15 protein-coding genes are annotated in these 13,505 nt (G+C 64.3%); 3 read left to right on the top strand and 12 right to left on the bottom strand.

Translation table 11 applies throughout. The annotated features are described in order from the left end of the window. Nucleotides 1-45: 45 nt before the first annotated feature. Together phnD and phnC are read right to left on the bottom strand one after the other, a co-directional pair. Complete coding sequence (phnD, locus tag AC1RKI_RS12725; protein WP_061958767.1) at nt 46-1,026, bottom strand: phosphonate ABC transporter substrate-binding protein; 981 nt, start codon at nt 1,024-1,026, stop codon at nt 46-48. A 61-nt stretch (nt 1,027-1,087) separates the two neighbouring features. Then, nucleotides 1,088-1,942, bottom strand: coding sequence for a phosphonate ABC transporter ATP-binding protein (gene phnC / locus AC1RKI_RS12720; RefSeq protein ID WP_061958766.1), 855 nt, complete (start codon nt 1,940-1,942; stop codon nt 1,088-1,090). A gap of 285 nt (nt 1,943-2,227) precedes the next feature. Between phnC and AC1RKI_RS12715 the strand changes: the two genes are divergently transcribed. Next, nucleotides 2,228-2,827: a hypothetical protein gene (locus AC1RKI_RS12715; RefSeq protein WP_492795529.1), complete on the top strand. Its 600-nt coding sequence runs from the start codon at nt 2,228-2,230 to the stop codon at nt 2,825-2,827. Here AC1RKI_RS12715 and AC1RKI_RS12710 read toward each other — a convergent pair. Then, entirely contained in the window at nt 2,787-3,203 is a 417-nt protein-coding gene (locus tag AC1RKI_RS12710; RefSeq protein WP_492795572.1) for an OmpA family protein, read from the bottom strand. The genes AC1RKI_RS12715 and AC1RKI_RS12710 overlap by 41 nt on opposite strands. Nucleotides 3,204-3,231: 28 nt before the next feature. Beyond that, nucleotides 3,232-3,822, bottom strand: coding sequence for a M35 family metalloendopeptidase (locus AC1RKI_RS12705; protein ID WP_492795527.1), 591 nt, complete (start codon nt 3,820-3,822; stop codon nt 3,232-3,234). Nucleotides 3,823-3,878: 56 nt separating this feature from the next. On the opposite strand from AC1RKI_RS12705, the gene AC1RKI_RS12700 reads away from it, so the two are divergent. Beyond that, nucleotides 3,879-4,046: a hypothetical protein gene (locus tag AC1RKI_RS12700; RefSeq protein WP_492795526.1), complete on the top strand. Its 168-nt coding sequence runs from the start codon at nt 3,879-3,881 to the stop codon at nt 4,044-4,046. A gap of 89 nt (nt 4,047-4,135) precedes the next feature. Here AC1RKI_RS12700 and rng read toward each other — a convergent pair whose 3' ends face one another. From rng to AC1RKI_RS12660, 8 genes are all read right to left on the bottom strand, one after another. After that, nucleotides 4,136-5,599, bottom strand: a complete 1,464-nt coding sequence (rng, locus tag AC1RKI_RS12695; RefSeq protein ID WP_150979393.1) for a ribonuclease G — start codon at nt 5,597-5,599, stop codon at nt 4,136-4,138. 115 nt (nt 5,600-5,714) lie between these two features. Next, nucleotides 5,715-6,320: a Maf family nucleotide pyrophosphatase gene (locus AC1RKI_RS12690; protein WP_227459876.1), complete on the bottom strand. Its 606-nt coding sequence runs from the start codon at nt 6,318-6,320 to the stop codon at nt 5,715-5,717. Nucleotides 6,321-6,475: 155 nt separating this feature from the next. Beyond that, nucleotides 6,476-6,955: a 23S rRNA (pseudouridine(1915)-N(3))-methyltransferase RlmH gene (rlmH, locus tag AC1RKI_RS12685; RefSeq protein ID WP_061958762.1), complete on the bottom strand. Its 480-nt coding sequence runs from the start codon at nt 6,953-6,955 to the stop codon at nt 6,476-6,478. A 37-nt stretch (nt 6,956-6,992) separates the two neighbouring features. Then, nucleotides 6,993-7,769 (bottom strand): ribosome silencing factor, encoded by a 777-nt coding sequence (gene rsfS / locus AC1RKI_RS12680; RefSeq protein WP_211922708.1) that lies wholly within the window; start codon nt 7,767-7,769, stop codon nt 6,993-6,995. Nucleotides 7,770-7,815: 46 nt separating this feature from the next. Continuing rightward, nucleotides 7,816-8,529 carry a nicotinate-nucleotide adenylyltransferase gene (locus AC1RKI_RS12675; RefSeq protein ID WP_150979390.1) on the bottom strand — a complete coding sequence of 238 codons (714 nt, stop codon included), beginning with the start codon at nt 8,527-8,529 and terminating at the stop codon, nt 7,816-7,818. A gap of 5 nt (nt 8,530-8,534) precedes the next feature. Then, the gene (hemF, locus tag AC1RKI_RS12670; protein WP_061958794.1) at nt 8,535-9,446 is read right to left on the bottom strand and encodes an oxygen-dependent coproporphyrinogen oxidase; all 912 of its coding nucleotides are present in this window, start codon (nt 9,444-9,446) and stop codon (nt 8,535-8,537) included. Nucleotides 9,447-9,583: 137 nt separating this feature from the next. After that, nucleotides 9,584-10,852: a phosphoribosylamine--glycine ligase gene (purD, locus tag AC1RKI_RS12665; protein WP_061958760.1), complete on the bottom strand. Its 1,269-nt coding sequence runs from the start codon at nt 10,850-10,852 to the stop codon at nt 9,584-9,586. 83 nt (nt 10,853-10,935) lie between these two features. Beyond that, on the bottom strand, nt 10,936-11,661 hold the full coding sequence (locus AC1RKI_RS12660) for a YebC/PmpR family DNA-binding transcriptional regulator (protein ID WP_061958759.1): 726 nt from the start codon (nt 11,659-11,661) through the stop codon (nt 10,936-10,938). A 261-nt stretch (nt 11,662-11,922) separates the two neighbouring features. Between AC1RKI_RS12660 and AC1RKI_RS12655 the strand changes: the two genes are divergently transcribed. Next, nucleotides 11,923-13,455: a helicase HerA-like C-terminal domain-containing protein gene (locus AC1RKI_RS12655; RefSeq protein WP_492795522.1), complete on the top strand. Its 1,533-nt coding sequence runs from the start codon at nt 11,923-11,925 to the stop codon at nt 13,453-13,455. The last annotated feature ends 50 nt before the right edge of the window (nt 13,456-13,505 follow it).

Here is a 13,505-nt window from a genome sequence, read left to right as displayed (position 1 = left end):
AGCCGACGGCGCCACGCATGCGGCGCCGTCGGCCTTCATAACGACTTACTGCGTGCTGACCGCCTTGTCGAGCTCGGCCAGACGGCGGGTGACATCAGCCAGCTTCTTCTCCTTGTCGGCAGCAGCCAGCGTGCCGTCCGATTCGATCTTGGCCTTTTCCTTGGCCAGTTCGATCTGGCGGATCGGCACCAGTTGCGCGTCGGTCGACGGACGGAAGCCGCGGTAGGTCAGCGCGGCCAGCGTTTCCTTTTCGCGCGCGGCATTCGGGCCCTTGCCGTAGTTGACGAAGAAGTCCTGGATCTTCTTCTTCATGTCCGGCGACAGGTCCTTGCGATAGACCAGCGGATCGGCCGGGATCAGCGGCGACTTCCACAGCACGCGCACTTCGTCGTAGGCATTCTTGCCGGTGTTGATGCGATAGCGCTCGAAGTTCTCGGTGTTGTTCACGGCCACATCGACCTGCTTGTTCAGCACGGACAGCAGATTGGTTTCGTGGTTGCTGATGCGCACGGCCTTGAACAGCGACTTCGGATCCACCTTGTTGGCGGCCCACAGGTAATAGCCCGGCACCGCGGTGCCCGAGGTCGAGTTCGGATCGCCGGCGCCATACGACAGCTCCTTACCGTGCTTGATCACGTCTTCGACCGATTTCAGGTCGCTGTCCTTGCGCACGATCAGCAGCGACCAGTAGCCCGGATTGCCGTCCTTGTCGATCACCGAGGCGAACACTTCGCCATTGGCGCGGTCCACCGCTTCCATGGCCGACTTGTTGCCGAACCACGCGATCTGCACTTTGTTGAAGCGCATGCCTTCGATGATGCCGGCGTAGTCGGAGGCGAAGAACGGCTTGACCTGCACGCCGAGCGTCTTGCTCAGGTCGTCGATCACCGGTTGCCAGGCGTTCTTGAGGTTCGACGACGATTCGGTCGAGATAAAGCCGATGTTCAGGGTCTTGGCGTCCTGGGCGAAGGCGGGCAGCGCCATGACACCCGAAGCCACCACGGCGAGAAAGGTTCTGCGAAGCATCGAAAACTCCGTTGGAAAGTCTGATGGGGAAAACGCGGTCGGTAAGACGGGAAATTCGGGTTCAGGCGGCGGCCAGGTCCATCCTGACCATGACGGGCGCGGGCATGCCCTCGCCGGGCGCAGGTTCGTCCGCCACGGTGTCGTGCAGCAGTTCCTCGGCCTCGGTGCCATAGAGGTCGCGCAGCATGGTTGGCGTGAGCGCGGCCGACGGGCCGTCGTAGACCACCTTGCCCTGGCGCAGCGCCACTACACGCGGGCAGTAGCGCATCGCCACGTCGACCTGATGCAGCGACACCACCACGGCCACCTTGCGCGTGCGATTGATCTGCGCCAGCAACGACATCACGCGGCGCGACGACTCCGGATCGAGCGATGCGATCGGCTCGTCGGCCAGGATCACGCGCGCGTTCTGCACCAGCGTGCGCGCGATGGCCGCACGTTGCTGCTGTCCGCCAGACAACGTCGAGGCGCGCTGAAACGCATAGTCGTCTATACCAACTTGGGCCAAAGCATCGAGCCCGGCCTGCACTTCATCGGCCTTGAAAAAGCGGATCAGGCTGCGCCATTTCGGCACGCGCGTGAGCAGGCCCACCAGCACGTTGGTGATGACTGGCAAACGCCCGACCAGGTTGAATTGCTGGAACACGAATCCGATTTCCGCGCGCACACGGCGCACATCGCGCGCCAGGCGGCCGTTGCGTTGCACGACGCGGCCGTTGACGAGGATCTCGCCGGCGCCGGCGTCGCCGGTGACAAAGCCGGCCATATGGCGCAGCAGCGTCGACTTTCCGGAACCCGATGCACCCAGCAGCGCGACCATTTCGCCCGGTGCGATGTGCAGCGTGACATCGTCAAGCGCCTTGCGGTCCGCGCGGAACGACTTGCTCAGGCCGCGGACTTCGATTGCATGCGTCATGTCGACTCCTTGCTTGAATGACCTGCGCATTCTGGGGGGAGCGCGTGACAGAACGATGACGGGGCAGGACTTCCGTGAACGGCCGGAGCGCGGCCGCGGGACCGGTGGGGCGACGCGTGGTCTGTCCCAGATCACGGCGGCCCGGCCCGAATCTCCCTACGCTGCTTCGGGTTGTCTCCGAGCCACTTTCGTTCCAGATGGGATAGAGGAATCGCCGCGATGAACCGAGTCGTTGTCTTTCAGGGCCAATATGGCGTGTTTCCCACGCGCGGCCTGTCTTTGTCGATGCCCGCCGTGCAGACCTGCATCGGCGTCTTCGGAATCCACGATTCAGGCCAGACGCTGGTGGCCGCGCACTTCGATACCGACCAGATGCTCGAGGCCAATATTGGCGAAATCGAGAAGAAAATGCCGCGCGGGCACCAATGGCGCGACTATGACGTGACCATATTCGGCGGCGACGGCGCGGCCAGCATGTTGCGATGCGGGTGGCCCAGCACTTATATCGGCCAACGGATCCAGGCCTGTCTGCGCCAGCGCGGCTGCATGCGGGCGCAATATACGAACCATTACTCGGGCCTGATCCCGAGGACTTTCAACCTGCAGTTCGAACATGATCGGCCACGCATCATCGAAGGCCAGTCGCACAGGTTCTTCGACGGCCATCATCCGACCGCAAGGCACGTGGCGATCAACCGCATACGCAAGCGCCCCAGCGAGTACACCGTCGTGGACGCGTGCATGCTGGACGTCACGGATCTGTATGTACGGCGCGGGCGCTTAACGGGGGGAGGACGCGGATCCCAGGCCGGTGCCAAGGCCCGGCTAACCTTGCTTTCTAGGCTTACGGCATCGGCACGCCGCGATCCTCTGCCATGTGGGTAGGCAACGAGCAACACGGGTGCGGGCAGCCCGGGAGAAACTCAATGGCGACCGCGCGGGTCGGCTGCCCTTGAATTGGCACGTTGTAGGACGTACCGGGGCGCTCCGCCTGGACGCGATCCGGACGGAAACCGCGATCGGTAAGGAAGCGGCGAACCGAGTTTGCTCGATCCGCGGCCAATCTCTTGCCCCCTCGCTCGGACGGATCAACGTGACCCTCTATCGAAAAGCTTTCGTAGTTGGGGAAGCCGGCTTTTAGGTCAGCCACCCATGCGCCCAAGCGCAAAGCCGACGCGGCATTCAAGTTTGCTGACTCGTTAGCGAAAACCAGATCAAGCCCACGTATGGGGCTGCATCCGAATGCAGCCTGCTGCGCCATGCACCCCGCAAGGAACGCAATGGTGCCCTTACTCCGAACAAACGACATAGCCCGCGATGTTGTCTGCGTTTTCAATGGTTCTTGCATCTCTGGCTCCTGCGTGATCCTTGGCGCTGTGAGTGGAATACCAGTAGTCTTGAGAATTCATGACGTCTGTGAAATGGGATACCTCGTGTACCAGCGTGAGCAACTGCGAATCGAATCGCGGATGGCGGGGGCGTAGCGTACAGAAATCGAGGCGTATGGCGATAGTGTGCGTCGCCGTGTCCGGCGCGCATACCTCAGCGACGGCCCCAGGGCTGTTTTCACGGGAGACGCACCCGCCGACGCGCATTGCGTCGGCGGAGTGGCGGATGAAGTTGGCCGGCGAAAGTGTAGACAGTACGGTCCTCATTCTGGCGAGGCCTCTGGCGATCTCTACGCGAGCTGCGTCATCGGTTGTACCAAACCACAGTAGGAACCGGATCGTGATTTGTCGAAAATCAGAATTTCGAAAAATCAACAGGAAGGTGTGCCGGTTAAAAATCGGCCATTGCTGCGGATGGACGGAATAGAATGCCGCCGTGCGTGTAGAGGCAACTAAATCGTGCTTCAAATGGGGGCATCGGATTGAGGTCATTGGCCTCGCCGGTCTGCAGCCCGCGCAGCAACGAGTGCCAGGGATTGGTAAAGCCCATGAAGCGCGACTATGTCGCCTTCAGGGCCACGCCTCACGCAGAGACGGTTGCCCGCAATCTGGGCATTGCGGTTGAACACTACAACGAGCAGCATTCCCAACAGCGCCAACTGCCGAAGAGGCCAGTTCCTACCGATTCAATGTTCGCCTTGGATGCGCGTCATTGACGCGCCTGGAGATAGCGTAACGGCAAAACTCGTTGCCGTTTCTAGCTTTCCGGGCAGTCGGCGAGTTTGAGGGGATGTCCCCAAATACATCACATCAAAATGATGTCGTACTGTTCCTGGTGGAAGGTCGATTCCACCTGCAGCGAGATCGGCTTGCCGATGAAGTCGCCGAGCATTGCCAGATGTTGGCTTTCTTCCTCGAGAAACAGGTCGATCACTTCCTGCGACGCCAGGATACGGAATTCGCGTGGATTGAACTGGCGCGATTCGCGCATGATTTCGCGCAGGATGTCATAGCACACCGTGCGCGGCGTTTTGACCTGGCCCTTGCCGGTGCATACGGGGCATTGTTCGCACAGCACGTGCGCCAGCGATTCCCGCGTGCGCTTGCGCGTCATTTCCACCAGGCCGAGCTGCGAGAAGCCGTTGACCGTGATACGCGTGCGGTCGCGCGACAGCGCGCGCTTGAGTTCCGACAGCACGGCATCGCGGTGCTCGGCGTTCTCCATATCGATAAAGTCGATGATGATGATGCCGCCCAGATTGCGTAGGCGCAGTTGCCGGGCGATGGTGTGCGCGGCTTCGAGGTTCGTCTTGAAAATCGTGTCGTCGAAATTACGCGCGCCGACGTAGCCGCCGGTATTCACGTCGATCGTCGTCATCGCTTCGGTCTGATCGATCATCAGATAGCCGCCAGACTTCAGGTCGACGCGCCGCGACAGTGCCTTCTCGATTTCGGCGTCGATATTGAACAGGTCGAAAACGGGCCGCTCGCCCGTGTAGTGCGACAGGCGCGACAGCACGGCCGGCGTGTATTCCTGCGCAAACTCCAGAAGCTTCTGGTAGTTCTCGCGCGAATCCACCTGGATGACGCCGGTGGCGTCGTTGATGAAATCGCGCAGCACCCGCTGCGCCAGGTTCAGGTCCTGATAAAGCAGGCTCGGCGCCGGCTGCGTGGTGGCGTTCAGGCGGATCGTGCCCCAGATCTTGCGCAGATAGGCGATGTCGTTGCCCAGTTCTTCGTCGCTGGCTTCTTCGGCGATGGTGCGGACGATGAAGCCGCCGCGTTCATCGGCGGGCACCAGTCCTTGCACGCGGGCGCGCAGCGCTTCGCGATCCACTTCGCCTTCGATGCGCTGGGAAATGCCGATGTGCGGATCCTGCGGCAGGTAGACCAGCGTGCGGCCCGCGATGCTGACTTGCGTGGAAAGCCGCGCGCCCTTGGTGCCGATCGGATCCTTGATGACTTGCACCATCAGCGCCTGGCCTTCGAACAGCGTTTTCTCGATGGCCAGTGGTGCGCTGTTCTTGTCGCTGCCGTCGCGCGGGTGCCAGATGTCGGCCACGTGCAGGAATGCGGCGCGTTCGAGTCCGATATCGATGAATGCCGATTGCATGCCCGGCAGTACGCGCACGACCTTGCCAAGATAGATATTGCCGACCAGCCCGCGCGTGAGCGTGCGTTCGACATGCAGTTCCTGCACGGCCGCCTGCTGCACGATGGCCACGCGGGTTTCTTGCGGCGTGATGTTGACGAGGATGTCTTCGGTCATAGCGATTGGGTTCGCATGTTGGCGCGTCGCCGGTCTGCCGGCGCTTGTTGTTGTCGCCCGGGAAGCGCCCGGGCGTTAGACCCCTGCGCCCTTGCGCGGCGCGTCGGCAGGCGGATCAGAAGCGCAGACCCGCCTCGCGCAGCAGCGCCGCCGTCTCGAACAAGGGCAAGCCCATGATACCCGAATAGCTTCCGTCGATTCGCTCGACAAATTCCGCCGCGCGGCCCTGGATGCCATAGGCGCCGGCTTTTCCCAGCGGCTCGCCGCTGGCCACGTAGGCGTCGATTTCGGCGGCGGTCATGGCCCGGAAAGTGACGTGCGAGATCGACAACGCATGGCGCTTGCCCAACGCGGACACCACGGTGACCGCGGTCAGCACCCGATGCGTGGTGCCGGACAGCGTAGACAGCATGCGCGCCGCATCTGTCGCATCGGCCGGCTTGCCGAGAATCTCGCCGTCGCGGCAGACCGTGGTGTCCGATGTCAGGATCGGCGCATCGGGCAGCGCGCGGCGGATCCGGCGCTGCAGCGCGGCGTCGGCCTTCAGCGCGCACACGCGCTGCACGTAGGCGTCCGGGGATTCGCTGGGCAGCACGGCTTCGAGCGCTTCGGCATCTTCGCCCGCATCGGCAAGCAGCAATTCGTAGGACACGCCCAGTTGCGTGAGCAGTTCGCGGCGGCGCGGGCTTTGGGAAGCCAGATAGAGCAGATTGTGAGTCACTGGATTGGCGCGAAAAAGGACGCCAGCGCGTGACGGCGCGATATGCCGCGGGGCACGCACGATGTGGCGTCGGGATGAGATTCGGAGTGGCGTCGATTGTACGCGCCGCCGCCGGCCGGCGAACGTCCGCCGTGGCGCGAGGGTGCCGGAGCGTTTCAGGCGCGGTGGTACGGGTGATTCTGCGTGACCGACCAGGCGCGATAGAGCTGTTCGGCCAGCAGCACGCGCACCATGCCGTGCGGCAGTGTCAGGCTGGACAACCTGAACAGCGTGTGGGCGCGCGCCTTGAGGGCCGGGTCCAGCCCGTCGGCCCCGCCGATCAGGAACGCCACGTCACCGCCTTCGCGTTGCCAGCCGGTCAACTGGTCGGCCAGTTGCACGGTGGTCCAGTCCTTGCCGCGTTCGTCCAGCGCGACGATGCGGCATTGTTTGGACAGCGAGCCCAGCACGGCGTCGATGCGCGCAGCCTCGCGCTGCATTACCGTGGCGGCGTTGTTGCTGGAAGAGCGCGCCTCCGGCTTGACTTCCCGTAGTTCGATGCGGAGCTCTGGCGGCATCCGTTTCGCGTACTCGGCGAAACCGGTTTCGATCCACGCGGGCATTTTGTGGCCGACGGCCACAATCACGAGTTGCATGCGAAATGCCCGGTGGTCAGTGCCTCAACTGGTGCGATCAGGCCGAGCGCGTGGCGCGCTTGCGCGGCGCGGCGGTCTTTGCTGCGGCCGTCTTGCGTGCCGGGGCCTTGGCGGCAGTGCCGGTGGCCGTCTTGCGCGCAGGGGCCTTGGCAGCGGTACCGGCGGTCGTCTTGCGGGCCGGCGCCTTGGCGGTAGTGCCGGCCGTGGTCTTGCGCGCAGTGGTGGTCTTGCGTGCCGTGGTCTTGAGCGGCGTGCCGGTGCTGGTGGTCTTGCGCGCCGGCGCCTTGCGGATGGTGGCGATGGCGTCCGGATCGGTATCCTCATGACCCATCGGCGGCGACGGCTCTTTCATGCCTTCCGGCAGGCGCGCCAGCGCGGGACGCAGGTTCGACGCGCGGCGCACGCGCGGCGCCGGCTCGGCATCCTCGTCCTCTTCGGCGGGCTCGCTGGCCTTGGCCAGACCCTTGGCGGCGGCCAGTTTCACGCGCACCGGCTTGTCGCCCCAGATTTCCTCGAGGTTGTAGTACAGGCGCAGCTGCGGTTGCAAGATGTGCACCACGGCGTCGCCGCAATCGACCAGCACCCACTCGCCGGTTTCCAGCCCTTCGACGGCAACGATATGGCCGCCGGCCTCCTTGACGGTGTCGCGCACCGAAGCCGCCAAGGCCTTGGTCTGACGATTCGAATTGCCGCTGGCAATCACCACCCGGTCGAACAGCTCGGTCAGGTGAGTGGTGTCGAACACCTTGATGTCCTGCGCTTTCACATCCTCGAGCCCGTCGACGATCGCGCGCTGCAGTTTACGAATATCCATGGTGTCTTTCTTGTTCAGCTTCATTCGGGGTAGGGCGCGCGTCGGCTCAGGGGTGTCGGTACAGCCCTTGACGCGCGATGTAGTGTGCCACGCCGGCCGGCAGTTGGTCATCATCTGCCTGGTCCGACATCGGGCCGTCGGCGAGGCGCTCGCGCAGGCCGGTGGACGACAGGTCGACGGCCAGCGTCTGGTCGATCCACATATGTCCGGAGGGCGAGCATTGTATCAGGTGCGTGTCCGCCAGGCGTTCGTGCAGGGCGGCAAGCACCGGGCCGTCCAGCGCATCGAGATGGAAGCCCGGGCGCGTGGCAGTGCACAGGTGCACATATTCGAACAGCGCTTCCCAGCCATGCCAGGTGTGCAGGCGCAGCAACTGATCGGCGCCCATCAGCCACGACATCGATGCCTGCGGGCCATATTCGGCGCGCAATTGGCGCACGGTGTCGATGGTATAGCTGGGGCCGTCGCGATCCACCTCCATGCGGCTCACGCGCACCTTGGTGCGCCGCGTAGCCAGCGTGGCGGCGGCCAGTTCCGTCATGGCCAGGCGATCGGCGGCGGGCGTCACGTTGTCGCCCTTTTGCCACGAATGGCCGGTCGGGATCCAGACCAGTTCGTCCAGGTCGAGGTGGTCGATGCACAACTGGGCCAGTGCAACATGGCCGCGATGCGGGGGATCGAAGGTGCCGCCGAGGATACCCAGGCGGTAGGGACGTGGCGTTGGTGCGTGCTGGCCGGGGGCGTTCTTTGCTTCAGTCATCAGCTTCAGGCCCACGCGCGCGCCGGCAGGAAATCGGTATAGAGCGCGGCTTCCGGCGTGCCCGCCATGGGCTGCCAGTCGTAGCGCCACGCCGCCAGCGGCGGCATGGACATCAGGATCGATTCGGCGCGTCCGCCCGATTGCAGGCCGAACAGGGTGCCGCGATCGAATACCAGGTTGAATTCGACATAGCGGCCGCGCCGATAGGCCTGGAAGTCGCGTTCGCGTTCGCCATAAGGCGTGTCCTTGCGCGCCGCGAGGATCGGCAGGTAGGCGTCGAGGAAGGCGTCGCCGACCGACTGCATCATGGCAAAGCTGCGCTCGAAGCCCAGCGCGGAAAAATCGTCGAAGAAAATGCCGCCGATACCGCGCGCCTCGCCGCGATGCTTGAGATAGAAGTACTCGTCGCACCATTGCTTGAAGCGCGGATAGAGGTCGTCGCCGAACGGCGCCAGGGCGTCCTTGCAGGTGCGATGGAAATGCTTGCAGTCGGCGGCGTTGCCGTAGTACGGCGTGAGATCCATGCCGCCGCCGAACCACCATACCGGCGCGGCGTCAGGCTTCAGCGCGACGAAGCACCGCACGTTCATGTGCACGGTGGGGACATGCGGATTGCGCGGATGGAAAACCAGCGAGACGCCCAAAGCTTCGAAACTGCGTCCGGCAAGCTCCGGCCGGTTAGCGCTGGCCGATGGCGGCAGCGTGTCGCCGCGCACGTGAGAAAAGCCCACGCCGGCCCGCTCCATCACCGCGCCACCTTCCAGGATGCGCGTGCGGCCGTTGCCGCGCAGGCGGTCGGTCGGGGGCTTTTCCCAGTGGTCGGTCAGGAACGCCTGGCCGTCTACAGCGCCAATGGCGTCGGTGATGCGGTCTTGCAGGCCGAGCAGATAGTCACGGACTGCCTGGGAATCGATCATGATGGGCGGATTGGGATGGGCCGGTGGCACGACGGCGGGGCGGTTCGTGCGCAAGTCGTCATCGCGGTGTCACGATTGTACCGGCTTGACCCGCCCCACGTGATGTCGGGGCGAATCGGGCCGGCACACGGGCCGGATCAGCGCTTGATGGCGCGGTAGCCAATGTCGGTGCGGAACTGCATGCCATCGAAACGGATCTGCTCGACGGCGGCGTAGGCGTTCTTCTGAGCGGCCTTGACCGTGTCGGCCAGGCCGACCACGCACAGCACGCGGCCGCCGGACGTCAGCAGCGCGCCGTCCTTGAGCGTGGTGCCCGCATGGAAGGTCACCGCTTCGGCGGTTTCCGCCGGGATGCCGGTGATGACATCGCCCTTGCGCGGGTTTTCGGGGTAGTCGTAGGCGGCCATCACCACGCCCAGCGCGGTGCGGCGGTCCCAGTCGAGCTCGATCTGGTCGAGCTTGCCCTCCACGGCCGCTTCCATGACATCGACCAGGTCGGTCTTCAGGCGCGCCATGATCGGCTGGGTTTCCGGATCGCCCATGCGGCAGTTGAATTCCAGCGTCTTGGGATTGCCGTCGCGGTCGATCATCAGGCCGGCGTACAGGAAGCCGGTGAACGGAATGCCGTCCTTTTCCATGCCGCGCACGGTCGGCAGGATGATCTCGCGCAGCGCGCGCGCGTGCAGCGCCGGCGTGACCACCGGAGCGGGCGAGTACGCGCCCATGCCGCCTGTGTTTGGACCTGCGTCGCCATCGAGCAGGCGCTTGTGGTCCTGGCTGGTGGCCAGCGCCAACACGTTCTTGCCGTCGACCATGACGATGAAGCTGGCTTCCTCGCCTTCGAGGAATTCTTCGATCACCACGCGCGCGCCGGCATCGCCGAGCTTGTTATCGGCCAGCATCATGTCGACCGCCGCGTGCGCTTCTTCCAGCGACATCGCCACCACCACGCCCTTGCCCGCGGCCAGGCCGTCGGCCTTGATCACGATCGGGGCGCCCTGCGCATCGATGTAGGCGTGGGCGCCGGCGGCATCCGAGAAGGTCTGGTAGTAGGCGGTGGGGATGCCATGGCGATGCATGAACGCCTTGGCGAAATCCTTCGACGATTCGAGCTGGGCAGCCGCCTTGGTCGGCCCGAAGATACGCAGGCCACGCGCGCGGAACACATCCACGATGCCGGCGGCCAGCGGCGCCTCCGGCCCTACCACGGTGAACGACACGCCTTCGCGCTCGACGAACGCGGCCAGCACTTCCGGATCGGTCAGCGGCACGTTCTGCAGGCGCTTGTCGAGCGCCGTACCGCCGTTGCCCGGGGCCACGTACACGACCTGCACCTTGGGGGACTGGGCCAGCTTCCACGCCAGCGCGTGCTCACGCCCACCCGAACCGACAACCAAAACTTTCATGATCCACTGCCAGAAAAGAAACGCATGCGAAAAGCGGCAGCTGGCTGTTGCCGGGCTGCCGCCGTTGGGGCGCGGCGCGAGGGTTAGTCCTCGATCACCGCGTTGGTGAAGACTTCCTGTACGTCGTCCAGGTTTTCCAGCGCGTCCAGCAGCTTCTGCATCTTGATGGCGTCGTCGCCGCTGAAGCTCACTTCGTTTTGCGGCTTCATCACCACGTCGGCCACTTCGGCCTTGAAACCGGCGGCTTCCAGCGCCGCCTTGACCGCGCCGAAATCGTTCGGCGGGCAGGTGACCTCGATCGATCCGTCCTCGTTGGTCACCACGTCGTCGGCGCCGGCTTCGAGCGCGGCGTCCATCAGCTTGTCCTCGGGCGTGCCCGGAGCAAACAGGAACTGGCCGCAGTGCGTGAACATGAAGGCCACCGAGCCTTCCGTGCCCATGTTGCCGCCGTGCTTGGAGAATGCGTGGCGGACTTCGGCGACCGTGCGGGTGCGGTTGTCGGTCAGGCAGTCGACGATGATCGCCGCGCCGGCCAGACCGTAGCCTTCGTAGCGGATTTCCTCGTAGTTCGCGCCTTCCAGGCCACCCACGCCGCGCTGGATCGCGCGCTGCATGTTGTCCTTGGGCATGTTGGCGTCCATCGCCTTTTCCATGGCCAGGCGCAGGCGCGGGTTCGAATCGATGTCACCGCCGCCGAGCTTGGCGGCCACGGTGATTTCCTTGATCAGGCGCGTCCAGATCTTGCCGCGCTTGGCGTCGGCGGCAGCTTTCTTGTGTTTGATATTGGCCCATTTGGAATGACCGGCCATGTTTCTCTCCGAATGCGGAAAACGTGTCGTGTGGTGTGAAGCCCGGCGGCATTGCGCCTGCGGGAAGCCGGTTTCGGTCGTTTTCAGTGACAAATCCTGACAATCCGGCGGCCACGCCATGTGATTGATGTGCCAATCTGCTGGCTATAATCAGCGCAGGATTTTATCACGCGCCCCTGTCGCACCGAAGCGCCTTGCACGCTGCCCGCGAGTGCCGACGCCATTTCCTGCCTTTTGACAAGTCGATCACCGAGACCCGCCATGGCCGATCCCATCCTCATCGCCAAGAATGCCGACCACGAACTGGTGCTGCTGCCCGAAATGGGCAATCGGCACGGCCTGATCACGGGCGCCACCGGCACGGGCAAGACCGTCACGCTGCAGACCTTGGCGCAGGGCTTCTCGCGGCTCGGCGTGCCGGTCTTCATGGCCGACGTCAAAGGTGACTTGACCGGCATTTCCCAAGTGGGGCAGGCGTCCGACAAGCTGAAGGCCCGGCTGGCCGAACACGGCCTGGACGAGCCGGTCTGGGGCGCCTGCCCGACCACGCTGTGGGATGTTTTCGGCGAAAAGGGCCATCCCGTGCGCGCCACGGTGTCCCACATGGGCCCGCTTTTGCTGTCGCGCATGCTCGAACTCAATGACACCCAGCAAGGCGTGCTGAACCTGGTGTTCCGCATCGCCGACGCCAACGGCCTGCTGCTGCTCGACGCCAAGGATTTGCGCGCGATGCTGCAGCATGTGGGCGACAACGCCAGCCAGTTCACCACCGAATACGGCAATATCTCGGCGGCCTCGATCGGCGCGATCCAGCGCGGGCTGATGGCGCTGGAATCGCAAGGTGCGGACAAGTTCTTCGGCGAGCCGATGCTCAATCTGGAAGACTTCATCCAGACCGAAAAAGGCCAGGGCGTCGTCAATATCCTCGCGGCCGACAAGCTGATGAACGCGCCACGGCTGTACGCCACGTTCCTGCTGTGGATGTTGTCGGAGTTGTTTGAAAAACTGCCCGAGGCGGGCGATCTCGACAAACCGAAGCTCGTGTTCTTTTTCGACGAGGCGCATCTGCTGTTCAACGATGCACCGAAGGCGCTGCTCGACAAGATCGAGCAGGTGGTGCGTCTGGTGCGCTCGAAGGGCGTGGGCGTGTACTTCGTGACGCAGAATCCGGTCGACATTCCCGACACCGTGCTGGGCCAGCTTGGCAATCGCGTCCAGCATGCGCTGCGCGCCTTCACGCCGCGCGACCAGAAGGCCGTAAAGGTGGCAGCCACGACCATGCGCGCGAATCCCAAGCTAAATATCGAGCAGGTGATCGGCGAGCTGGGCGTGGGCGAGGCGCTGGTGTCGTGCCTCGATGCCAAAGGCACGCCGTGCGTGACCGAGCGCGCCTGGGTGCTGGCGCCGGGCAGCCGCATCGGCCCGATCACCGACGACGAGCGCAAGGCGCTGATCGCCAACTCGCTGGTGGCGGGCACCTATGAAAAGCTGATCGATCGCGAATCGGCCTACGAAAAGCTGCGCGGCGCGGTGGCGGCGCCGGCAAACGGAGCGCCTGCGGATGCCGGGAAGGGCGTCGGCGCGCCGGCACCGCAATCCGAAGGCGGCGGTTGGATGGATTCGGCCGGGGAGATCTTCGGCAGCTTGACGCGCGGCACTGGCAAGACGGGCCGGGGCGATTCGATCCTGGAATCGATGGCAAAGTCCGCGGCGCGCACCGTGGGCTCGCAGGTGGGACGCGAATTGATCCGCGGTGTGCTGGGCAGTCTGCTGGGCGGCGGGAAACGCAAGTGATCCGGCGAATCATGAGGCGAGTTACGCCCCAAAAATTGCGCAACTGAGCG

This window comes from Cupriavidus sp. GW822-FHT06G04 (assembly GCF_058799075.1).
The sequence above is the reverse complement of the archived record's forward strand: the minus strand, read 5'-3'. Positions and strand labels throughout refer to the sequence as shown.